The following is a 22,473-nucleotide window of genomic DNA, read 5'->3' on the forward strand; positions in this document are numbered from 1 at the left end:
ACGTGTGACGGGGCAGCCGATCAGAGTCGTCATCGCTGACGACGAGCCCCTCATCCGGGCGGGGATACGGATGATCCTGACCTCGGACCGCTCCATCGAGGTTGTTGCCGAGGCGGCGAATGGGCGCGAGGCCGTGGATCAGGTCCGCGCCCATGCGGCGGACGTGGTGCTGCTCGACATCCAGATGCCGGTGATGGACGGGCTCACAGCACTGGTGGAACTGCGCACGGCGGCACCGGCGGTGCGGGTGATTGTGCTCACGACGTTCGGGGAGCGGGAGAACGTCCTGCGGATGCTGGAGCAAGGGGGCGCCGGATTCCTGCTCAGGGACACCGCGCCGGCCGAGCTGATCCAGGCGGTTCGGGCGACAGCGGCCGGTGATGCCTATCTCTCGCCCGGTGCCACTCGGCATGTGGTCGATCAGCTGGCCATGGGACGGGCGGCCAAGCGGGGCGAAGGGGCGCGGTGGCGGGTGGCGGAACTCAGCGGGCGGGAGCGCGAGGTACTGGCCCTGCTCGGCGAGGGGCTGTCCAACGCCGACGCGGGCAGGCGGCTGCACATGAGCGAGGCAACGGTGAAGGCGTATGTGAGCCGGATCCTGGCGAAACTGGGGTGCGAGAACCGGGTGCAGGCTGCGCTGTTGGCGAGGGATGCGGGGCTGTAGGCGTGCTGCGGGCGCGTTCTGGAGGCTCTGGAACGCCGGGATGTGTTTCACGTGAAACGTCCGATTCAGGGCGTTCCGGTATGGCGGGGCGTTTCTGTGCGGCGGGGCGCTTGTGTGTCCGAACGTGACGATGGGCCGGGCCTGCGGGAGTGTCCGATCCCCGCGAGCCCCGGCCGGTTTTCCGTCGTGTCGCGGCTCAGGCGGCGAGTCGCGCGGCGAGAGCCTTGGCCTTCTCCGTGGCCTCGGTGAACGCCCTGGCGTGGGAGGCCTCGGCGAGCGGGATGAGCTCGGCCATCGCGGGCTGGGAGTGGGCCAGCGTCAGCTCCGGGACGATGAAGTCGACCTCGGCGCCGAACATGCTCGTCAGCAGCTTCTCCAGGTAGTTCTGGACGAACTCGGAGTCCTCGCGCGGGGTGCCGGGGGCGTACGAGCCGCCGCGGCTGGCGACGACGGTGATCGGGGTGCCCGCCACCGGACTGTCGGGACCCGCGTTGCGGCCGACGATGATCACCTGGTCGAGCCAGGCCTTCAGGGTCGACGGGATGCTGAAGTTGTACATCGGCGCGCCGATCAGGACGGCGTCCGCGGCTTCCAGCTCGGCGGCGAGCTCGCTGCGCAGCGGGTCCTCGGCGCCGGCGGCTGCCGCTGTGGCGTCCAGGTGGGGCAGCGGGTTCGCGGCGAGGTCGCGGTAGACGACCTGTCCGTCCGGGTGCTGCTCGAGCCAGGTCTTGACGAAGGTGGCGGTGACCTCGCGCGATGCGGAGCCCTGCGGGAAGACGGCGGAGTCGAGGTGCAGAAGCGTGGCCATGGGGGATCTCCACGGAACTCTAGAGGGCGGTGCCCGGCCGGGGATGCAGGGCATCTTTTTCGTATGCACCTAGTAATAACATAGGGGCTTACTAATCATAAGCTCCTCACTGCGACGCAGTACCCTGGGTGCATGGCGGAGCACAGTGAGCAGGGGTGTCGACGGGTCGACGTGAGCATCACGCGCGTCTTCGAGCTGTTCGGGAAGCGCTGGACGGGCCCGATCGTGTCCGTGCTTCTGCAGCAGCCGGTGCACTTCGCGGATCTGCGGCGGGCGATTCCGGGTATCAGTGAGCGCATGCTCTCGGACCGGCTGGCCGAACTCGGTGCGGCGGGGCTGGTGGTGCGCGAGGTCGACGAGGGGCCGCCACTGCGGGTCTCGTACCGGCTGACACGGGCCGGTGCCGCGATGGAGCCCGCCCTGAAGGAGCTGGCGCTCTGGGCGCAGACGTACCTCGTGGTCGACGAGGGCGGCTGCTGACGGCTCCCGGCGGTTACTGGGGCGTGCCCGTGCCCGGGGTGCTCGTCCCGCCCGACGCGTTGTAGCGCAGCAGGTACTCGGCGAACCGCGCGAGATCGTCCGCGGTCCACTCCGCGAGGCGCTGCTGGTAGGCCGCGTGACGGCTGGCCTGAGTCGAGGCAAGGGCCAGGGTTCCGGCCTTGGTGGGGTGCAGCACCTGGATCCGGTGGTCCGTGGGGTCCGGGTGGCGCTCGACCAGGCCGAGCTTCTCCAGGGTGGCGATCTGTCGGCTGACCGTCGATTTGTCGAGCATGTAGTGCGCGGCCAGATCCGTTGCGCGGCAGCCCTGCCGGTCGTCGATGTGCGACAGCAGCGTGTACGAGACCAGCGGCAGCTCCGGATGGAGGCGGGCCGCGGCGGCGCGCGCCCGGCGCGCGAACGCCGTCAGCTCGCGCTCGATGACGTCCAGCGACTCTTCGCGTTCCCCGGCGGTGTCTGGCACGGTCTCACCTTTCCGAATGTTCAGTTGTATAGTACAACGGAAATTAGAGTTGCAAAAGCCAACCATTGGAGTCCGATGTCCACGGGTCCAAGTGCCGTCGGCGGCACGACCGCCGCTGCCCTGCGTCATGTGCTGAGCCATCTCGTCACGCCCCTGCTGATGTGTATCGGGATGGGGCTCGCCTACCTGGGGGCGTTCCATGCTCCGGAACCGCACGACCTGCGGGTGGACGTGGTCGGATCGGGGCCGAGCGCGCAGGTGCTCGCGCAGACGCTGCAGGACAAGGGTGACGGCGCGCTCAGCGTGCGTACCGTCCCCGACCGGGACACCGCCGTGAACCACTTGAAGACACAGGCGAGTTACGGCGCCTACCTGCCGGGGAAGCACCCCGAGCTTCTCGTGGCCAGCGCCTCCTCCGACACCAGCGCCACGGTGGTGGAGAAGGTCTTCACGAAGGTGGCGGCCGCGCAGGGCGACCCGCTGAAGGTGACGGACACGGCACCGACTGCGGACGGCGACCCGACCGGCCAGGGGATCTTCTTCCTGCTGGTCGCGGTGAGCATCGGGTCGTACGCATCGGTCGCGGTGATCGGTGGCGCGGGTGCGGTGCTGGCGTTGCGGATCAGGGCGGCGCTGGCCCTCGGTGCGTCACTCGTGGTGAGCGTGATCGGGGCGGTGTTCTCGGGGCCGATGTTCGGGCTGGTGGACCACGGGCTGGGCGGACTCTGGGCGATGGCCTGGCTCTACTCGGCGGGCATTCTCCTGATCGGTGTGGGGCTGCACACGTTCCTCAAGCGGTGGACGACGCTCGGCGTGATGGTGCTGTTCGTGATGCTGAACTTCACCAGTTCCGGCGGCATCTTCCGGCCCGAACTGCAGCCCGGTTTCTTCGGTTCGCTGCACGCGTTCTGGAACGGCGCGGGCTTCGTCGAGGGTGCGAGGAGCCATGTGTACTTCGATGGGCACGGACTCGGCGGACACGTGCTGGTGCTCGCGCTCTGGTTCGTGGTGGGGCTGGCCGCGATGGGAGCGGCCGGGTTGGCCGAGGGGAAGCGGCGGAAGGTTGCTGCGCAGGCCCGGGATGTGGGTTCGTCCCGGCACCGGGCCGGGTCGGAGAGCCGGACGGGCACGGAGAACAGGGTGACGGCGGAGCGTCGGGCCGAGGTCGAGGCGAGGGAAGAGTTGGAGGAGGAGCTGGAGGAGTCTGTCGGCGTCTGACCAGGGCAAGGCGCTGTCCACAGGTGTTCGGTCAGGTTTTCCACAGGGGCAGACGGCTGCTGGCGGACGGCGGTACCGTCGTCGGCAGTTGATGTTGGACAGGATGTCGGTCGAGGGCGGGGAGGGCTGCGCGCCATGGGTGAGTTCGAAGCGGCAGTGCCGAGGCAGCGGGTTGTGACGGATGAGCCGCGCATTCCGGTCGTGCCCGGGTTCGCCCGGCGCGCGGCCGTTACGGCGGACAGCGCGCCGCAGTCGCCGAGGCGGACGGGCAAGGCGCTGCGCGACCGGGTGCCCAGGACCTCGCACGATGCGCTGGTCCTTCCCTCGGGCCGGCCCGACGCCGTGCAGGCGGTCGAGGAGTCGAACCGGGGCCGAGTGCCCGACCTCGCGCCGATCCGGGTAGGGCGGATGGCTGCCACACCGTTCGCGTTTCTGCGCGGTTCGGCCGGGCTGATGGCCCATGACCTGATGGGCACACCGGTGACCGGCGTGGGCGCCCAGCTCTGCGGCGATGCGCATGCGGCCAATTTCGGGCTGTACGGCGATGCGCGAGGCAGCCTGGTCATCGATCTGAACGACTTTGACGAGACCGTGTTCGGCCCGTGGGAGTGGGACCTCAAGCGGCTCGCCACCTCGCTCGTACTCGCGGGGCGTGAGGTCGGGGCGGATGAGGACACCTGTCGGCGGGGTGCGTACGACACGGTGGGTGCGTACCGGCGGACGATGCGATTGCTGGCCAGACTGCCCGCGCTCGACGCCTGGAATGCCATCGCCGACGAGGAACTCGTCTCGCACACGGACGCGCGGGATCTGGTCGGCATGCTGGAACGGGTCTCGCAGAAGGCCCGTAAGAACACCAGCGCCCGCTTCGCCGCCAAGTCCACGGAGGAGGCCGAAGGCAGTGGACGCCGCTTTGTCGACGCACCGCCGGTGTTGCGGCGGGTGCCGGATGCGGAGGCCGCGGCGGTCGCGGCGGCGCTCGGCGACTATGTGGGCACGATCTCGGAGGACCGGGTGCCGCTGCTCGCCCGTTACGCGATCCATGATGTGGCGTTCCGGGTGGTCGGCACGGGGAGCGTCGGAACCCGGTCGTACGTGGTGCTGCTGCTCGATCACCGCGGCGAGCCGTTGGTCCTGCAGGTGAAGGAGGCGCGGCCCTCCGCGCTGGCGCCGTATCTGCCCGCCGTCGGTTTCGAGGTGCCCGAGGCGGCGCACGAGGGTCACCGAGTGGTGCTCGGGCAGAAGCGGATGCAGGTGGTCAGCGACATTCTGCTGGGCTGGGCGACCGTGCAGGGGCGGCCGTTCCAGGTGCGGCAGTTCAGGAACCGCAAGGGCAGTGTGGACCCGGCGGCCCTGGCGGCCGACCAGGTCGACGACTACGGGCGGATGACGGGCGCACTGCTGGCGAGGGCTCATGCCCACAGCGCCGACCCGCGGCTGATCGCGGGCTACTGCGGCAAGAACGACGAGCTGGACGAAGCGGTGGCGAGCTTCGCCGTGACGTACGCGGACCGTACGGAGGCGGATCACGCGGAGCTGGTGCGGGCCGTCGGTTCGGGGCGAATAGCGGCCGAGCTCGGGGTGTGAGGGGCGCTCCGCCGACCGTGGGTCCTCGGGGCGCGGGCCGGGGCCATACGCTGGACGGGTGACCCACGAAGCCGCCGGGGTGCCGACCACCCGGAACGACGATGACCGGCAGGACAACGGCCGGCCGCAGGAACAGCACGAGCAGCATGGCCCTCGGGGCGACGCGGGCGCTTCCGCTGATGCTGCACGCCCCGAGGCGCGGCTGGCGAAGGCCGTGCGGGCGGCGGAGCAGGCGCTGATCGAGTTCGAGATCGCGGTGGAGACCTTCCGGGTCGAGGTGGAGAACTTCTCCCGGCTGCACCACCAGAAGCTCGGCCCGATGTACGCCCGCCTCGACGAGCTCGACGCGCAGATCGCGGAGGCCCGAGCCGCTCGGACCGGTGACCCCGAGGATCTGCGCAGGGCTCAGGAGGCTCGGGCGCTCGTGATGCCGATGCCGGGCATCGACGAGCTCTTCCACGACTGGCTCGACTCCGACGGGCTGTCCCCCGAGGCGGCGGCGATGCTGACCGAGCAGCCGGTGCGGCCGCCCAAGCGGGTCCGGCCGACCGAGGAGGCGCGCAAGCTCTACCGCGAGCTGGCACGCAGTGCCCACCCGGATCTCGCCCAGGACGAGACGGAGCGGGCGCGCCGGGACGAGTTCATCACCCGCGTCAACGCCGCTTACGGGCGTGGGGACGAGGCCCTGCTGAAGGAGCTGGCGGAGGAGTGGGCGGCGGGGCCGGTTCCACCGCAGGCGGAGCTCAGCGAGAGCGAGGAGCTCTACGCCCGGCTGAACTGGCTGACCCAGCGCAAGGAACTTTTGACGGTGCTCGCCCAGGAGCTGGAGGAGGGCGCGATCGGGGCCATGCTGCGGATGGCGCCCGACGACCCGGACCGGCTGCTCGACGAGATCGCCGAACAACTGCTGGGTGAGGTCTCGCAGCGAGAGGCGGAGCTGGCAGGTCTGGTGCAGTAGCGTTTCCGGTAAGTCCGGAGCGTATGTACGAGAGAAGGCATGACCCATGAATTTCGCCCCGCTGCCCTCGGTGGATGTCGCGGCGGTGCCGTCGGACGGCCTTGTGCTGGACGTCCGGGAGAACGCCGAATGGGCGGCAGGGCATGTCGATGGTGCCCTGCACATTCCGATGAGTGACTTCGTCGGCCGCTTCGGTGAGCTGACCGAGGTGGCGGAGGACGGCCGGCGCGTGCATGTGATGTGCCGGGTCGGTGGCCGGTCCGCCCAGGTCACCCAGTACCTGGTGCAGCAGGGCATCGACGCCGTGAACGTCGACGGCGGGATGCTCGCCTGGGACGGCGCCGGGCGCCCGATGGTCACGGACAACGGCAACCCGGCCTTCGTTCTCTGATCCGGCCGGGATCCTCCTGCGCTCCGGTGGGAGCCGGAGTGGGCCGGGGGTCTCAGCCGAGGGGATGGGCGGCCAGCAGGTCGCCCAGTGCCTCCTCGTGCATCGCTGCGGGGCCGAGCGACAGCTCGATCTGCTTCGCCCAGGCGTGGAAGCGGTGCAGCGGGTACTCGGTGTCCGCGCCGAAGCCGCCGTGCAGATGCTGGGCGGTCTGCACGACCCGACGGACCCCGTCCGACGCCCAGATCTTCGCCACCGCGACATCGCCCGCGACGGGCAGCGTTCCGGGCGCACCGGTGGAGATCCGCCAGGCCGCCTGCCAGAGGGTCACTTCCATGGCCCGCAGATCGATGTACCGGTCCGCGGCCTGGACGGCGACGGACTGAAACGTCGCGACGGGATACCCGAACTGTTCGCGCTTTCCGGTGTATTCACTTGTCATGGCGAGCACGGCCTCGCCGAGACCCAGCGCGAACGCGCAGGTTCCGGTGGTGAGCAGGGTGCGCAGCCACTCCCAGGCACCTGGCGTACTGATCAGCGCGCTGTCCTCGATCCGTACCGTGTCCAGCCGGACCTCGGCGAACAACTCACCGCTCGTGGAGACCTGTTCGGCGAGTGCGACGCCCTCAGCCGTGCGGCGGACCAGTGCCAGCACGGCCAGGCCCTCGTCCGTGTGGGCGGGCACCGCGATCCAGTCCGCGGACTGGGCCCACGGCACCCCCGACTGCACTCCGTCGAGCACCCAGCCCGCGCTTTCGCCGTTCTCGCCGCTGGACCGGTCATGGTCCTGGCCGGCCTTTCCCGCAAGGTCCCGGCGGGCGGTGACGGCGAGCTCGGCCGGATCGTGGCCGGTGCGGCCGTTGGCCCCGACGGTGAGGACCAGCTCGCCCCGGCCGACGCGGGGCAGCAGCTCGGCTGCCAGGCCGGGGTCACCGTGCTGCTGGATCGTCATCGCGACCGCGCAGGTCTCAAGCAGCGGCACCCGGGCGAGCACCTTCGCCGATTCGCGCAGGACCAGGCAGAGCGCGACCGCGTCGAGCCCGGCCCCGCCGTGTTCCGGTGCCAGCGTCAGGCTCAGCAGGTCACCTGCGGCCAGCCCCGCCCACACGGACCGGTCAATGTCCTCGGCCACCGCTCCCGGAGTGAGCGCGGGGCTGCGCACTGCGTCGGGCTCGACGCGCGAGAAGACCGCCCTTGCCGCCTCGACGGCTGCCTGCTGCTCCTCGGTGAAGGTGAAGTCCACTGCACTGACCTCCCGCGAACCGCTGTGCCCGTACCCAGACCTGACGGACCTGACGGGGCGTCAAGATAGAACAGGTTCTATGAGAAGGGAACAGGGAAGGGGCGCAACGGTCCGGGGAATCCCGGAGATCCGAGGAGGTCGGGGAGGTTCCGAGGAGATCCCACCGAACCCGGTGGGATCCGAGTGATCCGAGGGGTCAGCGGTCGAAGTCGAGTTCCACCTCCGGTGTGAGCGGATGCGACTGGCAGGCGAGCACATAGCCCGCCCCTGTCTCTTCCGGTTCCAGCGCGAAGTTGCGGTTCATCCGGACCTCACCCGAGACCAGGAACGCCCTGCACGTCCCGCACACCCCGCCCTTACAGGCGTACGGAGCATCGGAGCGGCTGCGCAAGACCGTTTCCAGCAGCGATTCGCCGTCCTGGACCGGCCAGTTGCCCGAGCGTCCGTCCAGTGTCGCGGTGAGCGTGCTGTGTGCGGGTGCCTCGACCCGCGTGCGGGCGGGAACGGCCGGGCCGTCGTCGACGTGGAAGATCTCCTGGTGGATACGGGCCCGGTCGACACCGAGGCCGTGCAGCGCACCCTCTGCCGCCCGGACCAGGCCGAACGGCCCACACAGATACCAGCCGTCCACCTCCCCCACCGACAGGAGCGCGGGCAGCAGCCCGGTCAGCCGCTCCCGGTCGAGCCGGCCGGACGGGAGACCTGCCTGCTGCTCCTCGCGGGAGAGCACTGTCACCAGCTGGAAGCGGTCCGGGTAGCGGTCCTTGAGGTCGGCGACCTCGTCCAGGAACATCGTCGAGGCAGCCGTCCGGTCGCTCCGGATCAAACAGAACCGGGCCTCGGGCTCCCGGGCCAGCAGAGTCGACGCGATCGACAGCACCGGGGTGATGCCGCTGCCGCCGACGATCGCCGCGTAGTGACCGGCGCGGGGCGTGAGCACGAAGCGTCCCATCGGGGGCATCGCCTCGACCTGGTCGCCGACGGCGAGTTCCTTGAGGGCGTACGTGGAGAACGCGCCGCCGTCGACCAGGCGGATGCCCACCTGCAGCTCGGGATCGGCTGGGGCATCGGCGGCCGGGGTGCAGATCGAGTACGAACGCCGGATCTCTTCGCCCTGGACCGTGTAGCGCACATTGAGGTGCTGCCCTGGCTTGTGGCGGAAGGTCTCGCGCAGCTCGGGGGGCACCGTGAAGGTCACGGCCACCGAGTCGTCGGTCAGCCGCTCGATCGCGCGGACCCGGAGCGGATGGAACATCTACAACTCCTTGAAGTGGTCGAACGGTTCACGGCAGCTCGCGCAGCGGCGCAGCGCCTTGCAGGCGGTGGAGGAGAACCGGCTCAGCAGCTCCGTGTCCGTGGAGCCGCAGTGCGGGCAGCGCACCGAGAGGGTGAGCGGCACCGGTCCGCCGGACCCGGTGGCGGCATCATGCGGGCGTGGGGGTGCTATGCCGAACTCGGCGAGCTTGCGCCGCCCCTCCGCGCTGATGTCGTCGGTCGACCAGGCCGGTGCGAGCACCGTGACCACGGAGACCTCCGGTATGCCGTGGTCGTGCAGCACCTGCTCGATATCTGCCGACATGGCCTCGATCGCCGGGCAGCCGGTGTACGTCGGGGTGAGGCGGACGGTGACTTTGCCCGGGGCGAGCACCTCCACTCCGCGGAGCACGCCCAGCTCCTCCAGGGTCAGCACAGGCAGCTCGGGATCGGGCACGGACCCGGCGAGCCTGCGCACCTCCTCTTCCAGCAGCGTGCCGGTCACCATGACGCCCCCGGGTGGCTGCGGTGCAGATGCTGCATCTCGGCGAGCATCCGCCCGAAAGGTTCCGTGTGGATGCCCTGCCGTCCTGCCCCGGCCGTCCAGGCCCCGGACTCCGCACCGGTCGGCACCGTCAGCGTCGCCTGCTGCAGGACGCCGGTGACGGTGGCCAGCCAGTCGGTGTGCAGCGATGGCCAGTCGATCTCCACTCCCTCGACCGGCTGGAACAGTTCACCGGTGAACCGCCACAGCGCATCCACCCCGCGCTGCATCCGCTGGTGGCTCTCCTCCGTGCCGTCGCCCAACCGCAGCGTCCAGTGCGTGGCGTGGTCCTGGTGGTACGCGACCTCCTTGACGGCCTTCGCGGCCAGCCCGGCGAACTCGCCTCCACCGGCAGCCAGTTGCTCGTACAGCCCCCGCTGGTAGACCGAGAAGTACAGCTGGCGGGCGATGGTGTGGGCGAAGTCGCCGTTGGGCTGTTCGACCAGTTGGATGTTGCGAAAGGCGCGCTCCTCGCGCAGGAACGCCAGCTCGTCCTCGTCCCCGGCGAGCGAGAGCAGCACCCGGGCCTGTCCCAGGAGGTCCAGGGCGATGTTGGCGAGGGCCACCTCCTCCTCCAGCACGGGCGCGTGGCCCGCCCACTCCCCCAGCCGGTGCGAGAGCACCAGCGCGTCGTCGCCGAGGGCGAGGGCCGCGGTCACAGGTGCTTCACCCCTTCCGGGATCTCGTAGAACGTGGGGTGCCGGTAGGGCTTGTCGCCGGCCGGCTCGAAGAACGAGTCCTTCTCGTCCGGCGAGGAGGCCGTGATCTCCGTGGATGGCACCACCCAGATGGAGACGCCCTCGGAACGGCGTGTGTACAGGTCACGGGCGTTGCGCAGGGCCATCTCGGCGTCCGGGGCATGCAGGCTGCCCGCGTGGGTGTGGGAGAGGCCGCGCCGCGAGCGCACGAACACCTCCCAGAGCGGCCAGTCGGTCGAGCTGCTCATGCCGTCGCCTCCGCGTTCGGTGGGGTGTGCATTTCTGTCTGGGACATTTCCGCGTGTGGTGCTTCTGTGATGTGGGCCGGCGCGTGGGCGTTGCGCGTCGGTGCGGGGTGCTTGAGCGCGTACGAAGCCGCCGCGTCCCGGACCCAGGCGCCCTCTTCGTGCGCCCGGCGCCGCTGTGTGAGGCGCTGTTCGTTGCACGGGCCGTTGCCCTTCAGGACCTCCTGGAACTCCGTCCAGTCGATCGCCCCGAAGTCGTGGTGTCCGCGCTCCTCATTCCACCGGAGGTCCGGGTCCGGGAGGGTGAGCCCCAGCGCTTCGGCCTGCGGGACACAGATGTCGACGAACCGCTGCCGCAGCTCGTCGTTGGAGTGCCGCTTGATCTTCCAGGTCATCGACTGCGCCGAGTGCGCCGATGCGTCGTCCGGCGGGCCGAACATCATCAGGGACGGCCACCACCAGCGGTTCACCGCATCCTGTGCCATCTCGCGCTGCCCCGGGGTCCCGCGGCCGAGGGTGAGCAGCAGCTCGTACCCCTGGCGCTGGTGGAAGGACTCCTCCTTGCAGATACGGACCATGGCCCGTGCGTACGGACCGTACGAGCAGCGGCAGAGCGGCACCTGGTTGGTGATCGCGGCGCCGTCCACCAGCCAGCCGATCGCGCCGACATCCGCCCAGGTCAGTGTGGGGTAATTGAAGATTGACGAATACCTCTGGCGGCCCGCGTGGAGCTTGTCGAGCATTTCCTCGCGGCTCGTCCCCAGCGTTTCCGCCGCGCTGTAGAGGTACAGCCCGTGTCCCGCCTCGTCCTGCACCTTGGCCATCAGGATCGCTTTGCGGCGCAGCGAGGGTGCGCGGCTGATCCAGTTGGCCTCGGGCTGCATGCCGATGATTTCGGAGTGGGCGTGCTGGGCCATTTGCCTGACCAGCGAGGCCCGGTACGCGTCCGGCATCCAGTCGCGCGGCTCGATGCGCTCGTCGGCCGCCACCGCGGCCTCGAAGGCTGCCTGCTGAGCCGCGTCCGCCCCCGCCGGCCCATCGGGCCCACCTGCTGTCGCCTGCGCGGTCCCTCGCGCCTGGCCCTGCGCCGTCTGGTCCGCAGTCACTGCCGCCATCCCGGGCTCCCTACCGACCGATCGTTCGGTTCATTGACTTCAATGGTGAGTCGGTGGCCCGTAGGGTGTCAACCCTGTGGATAACTGACCGGGGATCGACGGGGATCGGGGCGGGATGGATTCGTACGACGTCAGGGGCGTCGGAGACGGGAACGGGAGCGGTGGTCCGGGGGTGGATCCGGGTTCGGACCAGCCTCTGCGTACGACACCGCTCGCTGAATCCGCCGGAGTTCCCGCGCCGGTGCGTTCCGGTATCGCCGGACTGTCCCTTCCGTACCAGATCGCGGCCGCGATCGCGCTGTCGGTCATCGGGATGATTGCCTGCACCCATCTGGCCATGGTGTTTCTGCACGTCGCCCCGTCCAACACCCTGACCAAGCAGCATGGCAAAGCGGTCGACGACTGGGTCTATCCCGAGTTCGAGCAGAACTGGAAGCTCTTCGCTCCCAATCCGCTCCAGCAGAACGTCGCTATGCACGTACGGGCCGAGATAGCCGGTCCCGACGGTCGTCGCACCACTCCGTGGATGAGTCTCTCGGTCGAGGACGGCAGAGGGATACGAGGCAATCTCCTCCCCAGTCACATCCACCAGAACCAGCTCCGCCGCGCCTGGGACTTCTATCTCAACTCCCACGACATCCAGAACCGCCCGAACGGACTGCGCGGCGATCTCTCCGAGCGCTACATCCGCCGCATCGTGATGCTGCGCCTCGGCGAGCACGACTACGGCGGCACCGTCGAGCGCATCCAGGTCCGCTCCGAGGTGCGTTCCGTCTCCGCGCCGCCGTGGAGCACGGAGAAGATCAGCACCAAGCCGAACTACCGGGTGCTGCCGTGGTGGACCGTCACCCCCGCCGACCTCCCCGAGAACGCCAAGGAGGCGGTCAAGTGAGTACGGTTCCCCCCGGCCGCAAGTTCGCCAGCGGCGTCCAGCGCATCACCTCCTCGGCCCTCGGCCCGTATCAGAGCGCCGTTATCCGGATCGGTTTCTCCGCCACGTACCTGCTGTTCCTGCTGCGCGAGCTGCCGCACCGCCATGAGATGTACGGCCCCGACGCCCCATGGCGTTGGGACATGGCGAAGCAGCTCATATCGGGCAATGAGTCCCTCTCGGTGCTCATGTGGTCGGACAGCACGGCCTGGTTCGAGATCGTCTATGCGGTCGTCCTGCTTTCCGCCGCACTGCTGATGGTCGGCTGGCACACCCGCGCGATGTCCGTCCTTTTCATGGTCGGTGTGCTCTCGCTGCAGAACCGCAGCATTTTCCTGGGCGACGGCGGGGACAACGTCGTCCATCTGATGGCGATCTACCTCGTGCTGACGCGCTGCGGGCAGGTCTGGTCGCTGGATGCGCGACGTGCGGCGCGGGCACGCCGTACCGAGTCAGGGGCGGAGGCCGAGTCGGAGCAGGAGCAGGAGCAGGAGCCGGGGGCGGGAGGCGCCCGGCCGGCCTCGAATGTCGCCGGGACGATTCTGTGGCTTGTGCTCGGCCTGGTCCTTGTTGTGGCTACGGCGAGGGACGGCCTCGGTGGCACCTGGTGGCTGCCGACTCTCTTCTGGGTGCTGTGGATCGGGCACGGTGTGTGGTGGGCCGTGAACCGTTACGCGCCGCAGAGCGAACCGCGCACGCTGCTCGATGTCCTCGCCAACCTCGCGCACAACGCCACTCTCGTCGTGATCATGGCCGAAGTCTGTCTGATCTACGCGACCGCGGGCTGGTACAAGATCCAGGGATCGCGTTGGCAGGATGGCACGGCGCTGTACTACCCGCTCAAACTCGAGTACTTCACCCCGTGGCCCGCGCTGTCGGACCTCCTCGCGTCCAATGCCGTGATGGTCATGGTGCTGACGTACGGCACGGTCATCGTGCAGGTCGCCTTCCCCTTCACTCTTTTCAACCGGCGCGTCAAGAACGTCCTGCTCGTCGCGATGATGTGCGAGCACGTGGGCATTGCTCTGCTGCTGGGGCTGCCCTTCTTCTCGATGGCGATGATCGCCGCCGACTCCGTCTTCCTGCCGACGGTCTTCCTGGTCTGGCTGGGCGGCCGGGTGACGCTCGGGCGGCAGCTGCTGTTCTCGCGCACGGGCCGGGTGCCCGAGCAGCAGCGCGGCGGCGAGGAGGAGGAGGAGGAGGTCCCGCAGCACAGCGGAAGCGGTGGCCATACGCTCGTCGGGTGAGCAGTGATACCGGCAGTAGTAGGAGCAGTAGCAGTGAGAGTCCGTCGGCCGATGGCCTCGGGGTCGGTGAGCAGTCCGCGGAGGCGTTGCAGTACGACGACGGATTCGGGGCGGAGATCGGCGTCGGGCCGCATCCGCTGCCCTATCCCGAGGGCGAGCGGTACGACCCCGAGCTGCTCGCCCAGGGCGACCGGCGCAATGTCGGTGACGAGTACCGCTACTGGACGAGGGAGGCGATCGTCGCCGATCTGGATCTTCGGCGGCACGACTTCCATGTAGCGGTGGAGAACTGGGGCCACGACTTCAATATCGGGTCGGTGGTGCGGACTGCGAATGCCTTCCTCGCCAAGGAGATTCACATCGTGGGCCGGCGGCGGTGGAACAGGCGCGGTGCGATGGTCACCGACCGGTACCAGCACGTGCGGCATCACCCCGACACGGCGGATCTGACGGCCTGGGCGGCGGCCGAAGGGCTGCCGATCATCGGGATCGACAATCTGCCGGGGGCGGTGCCGCTGGAGCGGACCGAACTGCCGCGGCGGTGTGTGCTGCTCTTCGGGCAGGAGGGGCCGGGGCTGACCGAGGAGGCGCGTAAGCACGCGACGATGGTGTGCTCGATTGCGCAGTTCGGATCCACGCGGTCGATCAATGCGGGGGCTGCGGCGGCCATTGCCATGCATGCGTGGGTGCAGCGGTATGCGGATATTTCGGGGGGCGTGGGAGCGGGCTGAGGCCCGGGAGTACCCGACTGTGCGGGCGGGCGGCGGAGTGGCGCCTGCGGCGGGTCTCTCGCGCCCCTTCCCGTAGCGTGTGCCCCTCCCGAAATGGGGGCTCCGCTCCCCGGGCCCCGTTCCTCAAACGCCGGAGGAGCTGCAGAGGCGCCGAGGGGCTGGAGCCGGGGAGGGGCGGGGCTGTGTCAGGCCTGGCGGCGGACTTCCACCATGCGGAAGCGATTTGATACGAACGCTCCGTCGCACAGGGCCGCGTTGGCCGCAGGGTTGCCGCCCGAGCCGTGGAAGTCGGAGAACGCCGCGGTCTGGTTGACGTACACCCCGCCCGTCAGATTCAGCGAGAGCTGGGCCGACTCGTCCAGGCAGACGTCCTCCACCGCGCGCTCCACCTCCGGTGACGTCGTGTACGCCCCGACCGTCATCGCGCCCTTGTCACGGATCGTGCGGCGGAGGAGCTCCACCGCGTCCGCCGTCGAGTCGACCGCGACCGCGAACGCCACCGGTCCGAAGCACTCCGACAGATACGCCGCTTCGTCGTCCGGCTTCGTGCCGTCGAGCTTCACGACGACCGGGGTACGGACCACCGCGTCGGGGAACTCCGGGTTGGCCACCTCCCTTGAGGCCAAGGCGACTTCGCCCAGCCCTGCCGCGGCCTCCAGACGGGCCTTCACGTCCGGGTTGACCAGCGCGCCGAGCAGCGCGTTCGCCCGGGCGTCGTCGCCGAGCAGACCGGTGACCGCGGCGGCGATGTCGCCCACCACGTCGTCGTACGTCTTGTCGCCCGTGTCTGTCGCGATGCCGTCCCGGGGGATCAGCAGGTTCTGCGGGGTGGTGCACATCTGGCCGCTGTACAGGGAGAGGGAGAACGCCAGGTTGGACAGCATGCCGCGGTAGTCGTCGGTGGAGTCGACGACGATCGTGTTGACCCCCGCCTTCTCCGTGTAGACCTGTGCCTGGCGGGCGTTGGTTTCCAGCCAGTCGCCGAAGGCGGTGGACCCGGTGTAGTCGATGATCTTGATCTCGGGGCGGACCGCCAGGGCCTTCGCGATGCCCTCGCCCGGACGCTCGGCGGCCAGACAGACGAGATTGGGGTCGAAGCCGGCCTCGCTCAGTACCTCACGGGCCACCTGCACCGTGAGCGCCAGGGGGAGCACGGCGCGCGGGTGCGGCTTCACCAGGACGGGATTGCCGGTGGCGAGAGAGGCGAAGAGTCCCGGATAGCCATTCCACGTGGGGAAGGTGTTGCAGCCGATCAGCAGCGCGATGCCGCGGCCCGCCGCGATGTACGTCTTGTGCAGCTGCAGCGGATCGCGCTTGCCCTGCGGCTTGGACCAGTCCGCCGTCCGCGGGGTGCGGATCTGCTCCTCGTACGCATACGCCACCGCCTCCAGGCCACGGTCCTGGGCATGCGGGCCGCCCGCCTGGAACGCCATCATGAACGCCTGACCGCTGGTGTGCATCACGGCGTGGCCGAACTCATGGGTGCGGGCGCTGATCCGCGCCAGGACCTCCAGACAGACCAGCGCCCTGGTCTCGGGCCCCGCCTCGCGCCACGCTGCCATTCCCGCGCGCATCGCCGGAAGCAGCACATCCAGGTCGGCGTGCGGATACTCGACGCCGAGCTCCGGTCCGTAGGGCGAGATCTCGCCGCCCGTCCAGCCGTCGGTGCCCGGCTGCCCGAGGTCGAGCCGGGTGTGCAGTACGGCGTCGAAGGCGGCCTTGCCCTCGGCGGCGCTCAGGCTGCCCGGTGCACCGCCCTCGCCGTACGCCTTCGGGTGCTCGGGGTGCGGGGACCAGTACGCGCGCGTGTGGATCGCGTCGAGGGCCTGGTCGAGCGTGGGGCGGTGCTTCTCGGACAGCAGGTGCGGGGAGAGCTCGGCGGCCATGGCGGACCAACTCCTCATCGAGCTGGGCAGGGACGGGCGGACAGAGTTAGAGTAACCGAACGATCGGTCGGGACAAGGGGCCCCACGAAACCTGTGGACAACTCGTAGGGGAGGATCGCGGACATGACCACGGCCAAGCGAGACACGTACACACCGGAGACTCTCCTCACCGTCGCCGTCCGTGTCTTCAACGAGCGCGGTTACGACGGCACGTCCATGGAGCACCTGTCCAAGGCGGCGGGCATCTCCAAATCGTCCATCTATCACCACGTCGCGGGCAAGGAAGAGCTGCTGCGGCGCGCGGTCAGCCGGGCGCTGGACGGTCTCTTCGGGATTCTCGACGAGCCGGGTGCGGCGCGTGGGCGCGCGATCGTGCGGGTCGAGTACGTCACACGACGTACCGTCGAGGTGCTGATAGCCGAATTGCCCTACGTCACGCTGCTGCTGCGCGTACGGGGCAATACGAAGGCCGAGCGCTGGGCCATGGAGCGCCGGCGTGAGTTCGACCAGCGGGTGGCCGAATTGCTGAAGGCAGCCGTCGCGGACGGCGATCTCCGCTCCGACGTGGACATACGGCTCGCGACGAGGCTGCTCTTCGGAATGGTCAACTCTCTGGTGGAGTGGTACCGGCCGCAGCCGGGGGGCGACGCAGAGGGGGAGCAGCTGGCGGACACGGTCGTCCAGCTGGCCTTCGAGGGGATGCGTTCCGACCGCTGAACCGTTGACGGCAGGACAGGTCCAGACCACCATGCCTTCGGCATGGCTGCCGTCCTTCGTGTTCCCGGGTTCCTGTGTGCTGTCACATTGCTTGCCGCCGTGTCGCTGACCGGCTGCGGAGGGGACGGCAGCGGCGACACCGGTGGCAGCGGTGCCGAGAAGGGGGCGGACGCGAGTGAGGCGGCCGGGCAGGCTGATGACTTCGGCTGTCTGACATCGGCCGAGGCCGAGGCGGCGTCCATCACCTTCAAGTCCGCCGACTCCACCGAGACCGGCGGCTATATGCCCGGCGGTGCGAGCGGCGCCGGGACAGGCGCGGGGATCGTGCTGGCCCACCAGTCCGACGGCACCGCCTGCCAGTGGAAGGACAAGGCCGACGAGCTGCACCGGGCCGGCTATCGGGTGCTCGCGGTCAATTCGGTGGGCCAGGAGGTCTCCGAGATCGTCGGGGCGGCCGGGTATCTGCGTGGCCAGGGCGCGAAGAAGCTGTTGTTGATGGGGGCGTCCAAGGGGGGTACCGCCGTGCTCACCGCGGCGCCGGAACTGCAGCCGCAGCCGGACGCGGTGGTCTCGCTCTCGGCGCCGACGCTGTACTCCGGAATGAACGCGCTGGGCGCCGTGCCCAAGCTGACCGCGCCGGTGCTCTACATGGCCGCCGAGTACGACGCGTACTTCGGGGAAGACGCGAAGACGCTGAACCGGGCGAGCACCAAGGCGGCGGAGCACAAGCTGATCTACGTCAAGGGCGCCGGCGAGCACGGAGTGGCGTTGCTCTACAGCCAGGAGAACTGGGCCGCGGTACGGGCGTTCCTCAAGAAGTACGGTTCGTGAGAGGCCCTAGGTCAGCTCGGTGGGGCGCTCGGGGCCCGGGGCCAGGTCCGTCTCCTCGAACACCAGCAGCGTGCGGGTGGAGAGCACCTCGGGGATGGCCTGGATCCTGGTCAGGACGAGCTCGCGCAGCGACCGGTTGTCCGGTGTGTGCACGAGCAGCAGTACGTCAAAATCGCCGCTGACCAGTGCGATGTGGGTAGCCCCCGGCAGTGCCTGGAGCTGCTCGCGCACCGTTCGCCAGGTGTTCTGGACGATCTTGAGCGTGATGTACGCGGAGGCGCCCTGCCCCGCCCGCTCATGGTCCACCCGCGCGCTGAAGCCGCGGATCACCCCGTCGTCGATGAGCCGGTTGATCCGGGCGTAGGCATTGGCGCGCGACACATGGACGCGGTCGGCCACCGACCGTATCGAGGCGCGGCCGTCCGTCTGGAGCAGCCGGAGGATGTCGCGGTCGATGGCGTCGAGGGGCCGCGCGGGCGGAACCCGGCCGGGGTCCTCGGCTCCGTCGGCCATTTGTTCAGCTGCCATGTCCCCGCGCCTCCCTGCTCTGGACGACCTGCCCCTATCCCAGGCTGTGGAGAACCGTTTGTCCACAGGCTGACGGTGCCTGTAGCCAAAATGCGTTCGCGACCGAACAATCGGTAGGTGAGGCACACCACATCCGGGCCTCGGCACGTGCTCGACATTTCGACATATTCAGCCACACCTCGATATCGGGTGATCCCTCGATATCGCCAGATGCCGCTCGATACCCCTCGATGCCAGGAGGTGCTTGTCATGACGGTCCAAGAGCTGCCCGGCGCGGCCGCTTACCGGCCCACGCCGCCCCCGGCCTGGAAGCCGCTCACCGACCCCGCGCCGCTGCTCCCGGACCCCGAGCCGTACCGCGTGCTCGGTACGGACGCCGCGGCCGACGCAGACCCGGAGCTGCTCCTGCGGCTCTACGCCGAGCTGGTGCGCGGCCGGCGGTACAACGCACAGGCGACTGCCCTCACCAAGCAGGGCCGACTTGCCGTCTATCCCTCCAGCACCGGGCAGGAGGCCTGCGAGATAGCGGCGGCGCTGGTGCTGGAAGAGCGCGACTGGCTCTTTCCCAGCTACCGCGACACCCTCGCGGCGGTCGCGCGCGGTCTCGATCCGGTCGAGGCGCTGACCCTGCTGCGTGGCGACCGGCACACCGGTTACGACCCGCGCGAGCACCGCATCGCCCCGCTCTGCACCCCGCTCGCCACCCAGCTCCCGCACGCCGTGGGCCTGGCGCACGCGGCGCGGCTGGCCGGCGACGACGTGGTCGCGCTCGCCATGGTCGGCGACGGCGGGACCAGCGAGGGCGACTTCCACGAGGCGCTGAATTTCGCGGCCGTCTGGCGGGCCCCGGTGGTCTTCCTCGTTCAGAACAACGGCTTTGCCATCTCCGTGCCCCTGGCCAAGCAGACGGCGGCGCCGTCCCTGGCGCATAAGGCGGTGGGGTACGGGATGCCGGGCCGACTGGTCGACGGCAATGACGCGGCCGCGGTGCACCAGGTGCTCGGCGAGGCGGTGGCTCGGGCCAGGGCCGGAGGCGGTCCCACGCTCGTCGAGGCTGTGACGTACCGGATGGACGCCCATACGAACGCCGACGACGCCACGCGCTACCGCGTCGACAGCGAGGTGGAGGCGTGGCGGGCGCACGACCCGATTCAGCTTCTGGAGCGGGAGCTGACCGGGCGCGGGCTGCTCGCTGAAGACGGCATCGAGGAGGCGCGCGCGGCCGCGGAGCGGATGGCCGCGGGGCTCCGCGAGCGGATGAACGCCGATCCGGTGCTCGACCCGATGGACCTCTTCACCCACGTGTACGCGGAACAGACCATGCAACTGCGGGAGCAGGCGGCCCGGTTGCGGGTCGAGCTCGACGCCGAGCAGGACCACCACGGCCAGAGCGGCCCACGTGGCGCGGAGGGAGGGCGATGACGACGGCGGCTATGACCGGCGAGCAGACGGAGAGGGCCAAGCCGGCCACCATGGCGCAGGCTCTGGGGCGTGCGCTGCGCGACTCGATGGCCGAGGACCCGACGGTGCATGTTCTCGGTGAGGATGTCGGCACGCTCGGCGGGGTCTTCCGGATCACCGACGGGCTGGCGAAGGAGTTCGGCGAGGACCGCTGTACGGACACGCCGCTAGCCGAGGCGGGCATCCTCGGGACGGCTGTCGGTATGGCGATGTACGGGCTGCGGCCCGTGGTGGAGATGCAGTTCGACGCGTTCGCCTACCCGGCGTTCGAGCAACTCATCAGCCACGTCGCCAAGATGCGGAACCGGACCGGTGGTGCCATGCCACTGCCGATCACGGTGCGGGTGCCGTACGGCGGCGGGATCGGCGGGGTCGAGCACCACAGTGACTCGTCTGAGGCGTACTACATGGCCACGCCCGGCCTGCATGTCGTCACGCCCGCCACGGTCGACGACGCGTACGGGCTGCTGCGGGCCTCGATCGCCTCCGACGACCCGGTGGTCTTCCTGGAGCCGAAGCGGCTGTACTGGTCGAAGGCGGCCTGGTCGCCGGAGGCGCCGGTGGCCGTCGAACCGATCGGGCGGGCCGTCGTCCGCCGCCCCGGGCGCAGCGCGACGCTGATCACGTACGGGCCGTCCCTGCCCGTCTGCCTGGAGGCCGCGGAAGCGGCCGTCGAGGAGGGCTGGGACCTCGAAGTGGTCGATCTGCGCTCGCTGGTCCCGTTCGATGACGAGACGGTCGCCGCTTCGGTGCGGCGCACCGGTCGCGCGGTCGTCGTCCATGAGTCGTCCGGGTTCGGCGGCCCCGGCGGGGAGATCGCCGCCCGGATCACCGAGCGCTGCTTCCACCACCTGGAGGCGCCGGTCCTGCGGGTCGCCGGATTCGACATCCCCTATCCGCCGCCGATGCTGGAGCGGCACCATCTGCCGGGCGTGGACCGGGTGCTCGACGCGGTCGCGCGGCTGCAGTGGGAGGCGGAGAGCTGATGCCCCAGGTGCTCGAATTCAAGCTGCCCGACCTCGGCGAAGGACTGACCGAGGCGGAGATCGTGCGCTGGCTGGTGGAGGTCGGCGATGTGGTCGCCATCGACCAGCCGGTCGTCGAGGTCGAGACGGCCAAGGCGATGGTGGAGGTGCCGTGCCCCTACGGAGGTGTGGTGACCGCCAGGTTCGGCGAGGAGGGCGCGGAACTTCCGGTCGGGTCACCGTTGTTGACGGTGGCGGTCGGGTCCACTGCGGGAGAACTCTCCGCCGATGGGGCTGCGGAGTCCGAGTCGTCCGGCAATGTGCTGGTGGGGTACGGGACGGGGGCACCGGCGGCGCGTCGTCGGCGGGTTCGGCCCGACGCGGTCTCCGGTGCGGGGTCTGTGACGGTGCCTGCGGCGGAGCCGGCCCCGGGGGCTGTCGCAGGGACGGTCCCAGCGGCTGTTCCCGGTGAGGAACCGGGGCCGGTGGCGGTTATCTCGCCTTTGGTCCGGAAGCTGGCGCGGCAGCATGATCTCGACCTGCGGCAGGTGACGGGGTCGGGGCGGGACGGTCTGATCCTCCGGTCCGATGTCGAATCCGCCATCAGGGCGGCGGCGAGCGGAACAGGGGAGTCGGCTCCCGTGTCCGCAGTCCCGGCGTCGGCTTGGGCGTCGTCCCCGGCATCGGTGGCCCCTTCGGTTGCCCGTGCGGTCGCCGGGGAGCGGATTCCGTTGCGCGGTGTACGGGGCGCGGTCGCCGACAAGTTGGCACGCAGCCGGCGCGAGATACCCGACGCAACGTGCTGGGTCGACGCGGACGCCACCGAGCTGATGGCTGCGAGAGCCGCGATGAACGGCGCAGGCGGTCCGGCTGCGGGGCCGAAGGTGTCGGTGCTCGCCCTGCTGGCCCGTATCTGCACGGCTGCGCTGGCCCGGTTCCCCGAGCTCAACTCCACGGTGGACCTGGACGCGCGGGAGATCGTGCGGCTGCCCGACGTCCATCTGGGGTTCGCGGCCCAGACCGACCGGGGGCTGGTCGTCCCTGTCGTGCGGAATGCGCAGGACCGTAACGCGGAGTCGATCGGTGCCGAGATCGGCCGGCTGACCGAGGCTGCCCGGACGGGCAAGCTGACCCCGGCGGATCTGAGCGGCGGCACGTTCACGCTGAACAACTACGGGGTGTTCGGAGTCGACGGTTCGACGCCGATCATCAACCACCCGGAGGCGGCCATGCTGGGTGTCGGTCGCATCGTGGCCAAACCGTGGGTGCACCAGGGCGAGTTGGCCGTGCGCCAGGTCGTTCAGCTCTCGCTGACCTTCGACCACCGGGTCTGCGACGGCGGCACGGCAGGCGGCTTCCTGCGATACGTGGCCGACTGCGTGGAACAGCCTGCGCTGCTGTTGCGCACGTTGTAGGAGAAGAAGAGAGGAAGCGGAGGAGGGCGAGGAGGAAGGGAACCGGGAGGTTCAACGGGAGCGTGTGGCACGCATACT

Annotated in this window: 24 protein-coding genes; 14 read left to right on the plus strand and 10 right to left on the minus strand. The window is 69.7% G+C overall.

The features are described from left to right. The first annotated feature begins 4 nt into the window (after positions 1 to 4). The gene (locus OH809_RS21680) at positions 5 to 664 is read left to right on the plus strand and encodes a response regulator (protein ID WP_406420819.1); all 660 of its coding nucleotides are present in this window, start codon (positions 5 to 7) and stop codon (positions 662 to 664) included. A 196-nt stretch (positions 665 to 860) separates the two neighbouring features. Here the strand turns inward: OH809_RS21680 and OH809_RS21685 are convergent, their stop codons facing one another. Continuing rightward, positions 861 to 1,472 (minus strand): FMN-dependent NADH-azoreductase, encoded by a 612-nt coding sequence (locus tag OH809_RS21685; protein ID WP_406515454.1) that lies wholly within the window; start codon positions 1,470 to 1,472, stop codon positions 861 to 863. A 132-nt stretch (positions 1,473 to 1,604) separates the two neighbouring features. Between OH809_RS21685 and OH809_RS21690 the strand changes: the two genes are divergently transcribed. Further along, a complete protein-coding gene (locus tag OH809_RS21690) occupies positions 1,605 to 1,952 on the plus strand; it encodes a winged helix-turn-helix transcriptional regulator (protein ID WP_406420817.1) in 348 nt (115 codons plus the stop codon). Positions 1,953 to 1,965: 13 nt separating this feature from the next. Here the strand turns inward: OH809_RS21690 and OH809_RS21695 are convergent, their stop codons facing one another. Continuing rightward, positions 1,966 to 2,433: a MarR family winged helix-turn-helix transcriptional regulator gene (locus tag OH809_RS21695; RefSeq protein WP_406420816.1), complete on the minus strand. Its 468-nt coding sequence runs from the start codon at positions 2,431 to 2,433 to the stop codon at positions 1,966 to 1,968. Positions 2,434 to 2,508: 75 nt separating this feature from the next. On the opposite strand from OH809_RS21695, the gene OH809_RS21700 reads away from it, so the two are divergent. The 4 genes from OH809_RS21700 (at position 2,509) to OH809_RS21715 (ending at position 6,587) form a co-directional block, all read left to right on the plus strand. Then, positions 2,509 to 3,651 (plus strand): hypothetical protein, encoded by a 1,143-nt coding sequence (locus tag OH809_RS21700; protein ID WP_406515455.1) that lies wholly within the window; start codon positions 2,509 to 2,511, stop codon positions 3,649 to 3,651. 135 nt (positions 3,652 to 3,786) lie between these two features. After that, on the plus strand, positions 3,787 to 5,238 hold the full coding sequence (locus OH809_RS21705; protein ID WP_406515456.1) for a DUF2252 domain-containing protein: 1,452 nt from the start codon (positions 3,787 to 3,789) through the stop codon (positions 5,236 to 5,238). Between the two features lie 58 nt (positions 5,239 to 5,296). Then, a complete protein-coding gene (locus tag OH809_RS21710) occupies positions 5,297 to 6,196 on the plus strand; it encodes a hypothetical protein (protein ID WP_406515457.1) in 900 nt (299 codons plus the stop codon). 46 nt (positions 6,197 to 6,242) lie between these two features. Beyond that, entirely contained in the window at positions 6,243 to 6,587 is a 345-nt protein-coding gene (locus OH809_RS21715; protein WP_406420812.1) for a rhodanese-like domain-containing protein, read from the plus strand. A gap of 52 nt (positions 6,588 to 6,639) precedes the next feature. Here the strand turns inward: OH809_RS21715 and OH809_RS21720 are convergent, their stop codons facing one another. The 6 genes from OH809_RS21720 to paaA form a co-directional block, all read right to left on the minus strand. Continuing rightward, positions 6,640 to 7,827: an acyl-CoA dehydrogenase family protein gene (locus OH809_RS21720; RefSeq protein ID WP_406515458.1), complete on the minus strand. Its 1,188-nt coding sequence runs from the start codon at positions 7,825 to 7,827 to the stop codon at positions 6,640 to 6,642. 196 nt (positions 7,828 to 8,023) lie between these two features. Beyond that, the gene (locus OH809_RS21725; RefSeq protein ID WP_406420810.1) at positions 8,024 to 9,082 is read right to left on the minus strand and encodes a 2Fe-2S iron-sulfur cluster-binding protein; all 1,059 of its coding nucleotides are present in this window, start codon (positions 9,080 to 9,082) and stop codon (positions 8,024 to 8,026) included. Next, positions 9,083 to 9,589, minus strand: coding sequence for a 1,2-phenylacetyl-CoA epoxidase subunit PaaD (paaD, locus tag OH809_RS21730; protein WP_406420809.1), 507 nt, complete (start codon positions 9,587 to 9,589; stop codon positions 9,083 to 9,085). Next, positions 9,583 to 10,284, minus strand: a complete 702-nt coding sequence (gene paaC / locus OH809_RS21735; protein WP_406515459.1) for a 1,2-phenylacetyl-CoA epoxidase subunit PaaC — start codon at positions 10,282 to 10,284, stop codon at positions 9,583 to 9,585. Before paaC ends, paaD begins: the two co-directional genes overlap by 7 nt. Beyond that, on the minus strand, positions 10,281 to 10,571 hold the full coding sequence (gene paaB / locus OH809_RS21740; protein WP_030972485.1) for a 1,2-phenylacetyl-CoA epoxidase subunit PaaB: 291 nt from the start codon (positions 10,569 to 10,571) through the stop codon (positions 10,281 to 10,283). The genes paaC and paaB overlap by 4 nt, the downstream gene beginning before the upstream one ends. Further along, positions 10,568 to 11,683: a 1,2-phenylacetyl-CoA epoxidase subunit PaaA gene (gene paaA / locus OH809_RS21745; RefSeq protein ID WP_406515460.1), complete on the minus strand. Its 1,116-nt coding sequence runs from the start codon at positions 11,681 to 11,683 to the stop codon at positions 10,568 to 10,570. The genes paaB and paaA overlap by 4 nt, the downstream gene beginning before the upstream one ends. Before the next feature lie 115 nt (positions 11,684 to 11,798). On the opposite strand from paaA, the gene OH809_RS21750 reads away from it, so the two are divergent. Genes OH809_RS21750 through OH809_RS21760 form a run of 3 tightly spaced genes read left to right on the plus strand, consistent with a single transcriptional unit; the run spans position 11,799 to position 14,592 of the window. Beyond that, the gene (locus tag OH809_RS21750) at positions 11,799 to 12,575 is read left to right on the plus strand and encodes a DUF5819 family protein (protein ID WP_406420806.1); all 777 of its coding nucleotides are present in this window, start codon (positions 11,799 to 11,801) and stop codon (positions 12,573 to 12,575) included. Continuing rightward, a complete protein-coding gene (locus OH809_RS21755) occupies positions 12,572 to 13,861 on the plus strand; it encodes an HTTM domain-containing protein (RefSeq protein WP_406515461.1) in 1,290 nt (429 codons plus the stop codon). The genes OH809_RS21750 and OH809_RS21755 overlap by 4 nt, the downstream gene beginning before the upstream one ends. Further along, positions 13,858 to 14,592 carry a TrmH family RNA methyltransferase gene (locus OH809_RS21760; protein ID WP_406420804.1) on the plus strand — a complete coding sequence of 245 codons (735 nt, stop codon included), beginning with the start codon at positions 13,858 to 13,860 and terminating at the stop codon, positions 14,590 to 14,592. The genes OH809_RS21755 and OH809_RS21760 overlap by 4 nt, the downstream gene beginning before the upstream one ends. Before the next feature lie 185 nt (positions 14,593 to 14,777). Here the strand turns inward: OH809_RS21760 and paaN are convergent, their stop codons facing one another. Beyond that, on the minus strand, positions 14,778 to 16,478 hold the full coding sequence (gene paaN, locus OH809_RS21765) for a phenylacetic acid degradation protein PaaN (RefSeq protein ID WP_406515462.1): 1,701 nt from the start codon (positions 16,476 to 16,478) through the stop codon (positions 14,778 to 14,780). 123 nt (positions 16,479 to 16,601) lie between these two features. Here paaN and OH809_RS21770 point away from each other — a divergent pair, with 123 nt between their 5' ends. Together OH809_RS21770 and OH809_RS21775 are read left to right on the plus strand one after the other, a co-directional pair. Then, positions 16,602 to 17,195 carry a TetR/AcrR family transcriptional regulator gene (locus OH809_RS21770; RefSeq protein ID WP_406420802.1) on the plus strand — a complete coding sequence of 198 codons (594 nt, stop codon included), beginning with the start codon at positions 16,602 to 16,604 and terminating at the stop codon, positions 17,193 to 17,195. A gap of 42 nt (positions 17,196 to 17,237) precedes the next feature. Next, positions 17,238 to 18,026: an alpha/beta hydrolase family protein gene (locus OH809_RS21775; RefSeq protein ID WP_406515463.1), complete on the plus strand. Its 789-nt coding sequence runs from the start codon at positions 17,238 to 17,240 to the stop codon at positions 18,024 to 18,026. Positions 18,027 to 18,032: 6 nt separating this feature from the next. On the opposite strand, the gene OH809_RS21780 is transcribed toward OH809_RS21775, so the two are convergent. Further along, entirely contained in the window at positions 18,033 to 18,539 is a 507-nt protein-coding gene (locus OH809_RS21780; protein WP_384033006.1) for an Lrp/AsnC family transcriptional regulator, read from the minus strand. A 264-nt stretch (positions 18,540 to 18,803) separates the two neighbouring features. Here OH809_RS21780 and pdhA point away from each other — a divergent pair, with 264 nt between their 5' ends. The 3 genes from pdhA to OH809_RS21795 are packed head-to-tail and all read left to right on the plus strand — an operon-like array spanning position 18,804 to position 22,395. Further along, complete coding sequence (gene pdhA / locus OH809_RS21785) at positions 18,804 to 19,976, plus strand: pyruvate dehydrogenase (acetyl-transferring) E1 component subunit alpha (protein ID WP_406515464.1); 1,173 nt, start codon at positions 18,804 to 18,806, stop codon at positions 19,974 to 19,976. Continuing rightward, a complete protein-coding gene (locus tag OH809_RS21790) occupies positions 19,973 to 21,001 on the plus strand; it encodes an alpha-ketoacid dehydrogenase subunit beta (RefSeq protein WP_406420800.1) in 1,029 nt (342 codons plus the stop codon). Before pdhA ends, OH809_RS21790 begins: the two co-directional genes overlap by 4 nt. Further along, a complete protein-coding gene (locus tag OH809_RS21795) occupies positions 21,001 to 22,395 on the plus strand; it encodes a dihydrolipoamide acetyltransferase family protein (protein WP_406515465.1) in 1,395 nt (464 codons plus the stop codon). The genes OH809_RS21790 and OH809_RS21795 overlap by 1 nt, the downstream gene beginning before the upstream one ends. The last annotated feature ends 78 nt before the right edge of the window (positions 22,396 to 22,473 follow it).

Origin of the sequence: Streptomyces sp. NBC_00873 (assembly GCF_045207415.1) — a bacterium.
Classification (GTDB): Bacteria; Actinomycetota; Actinomycetes; order Streptomycetales; family Streptomycetaceae; genus Streptomyces.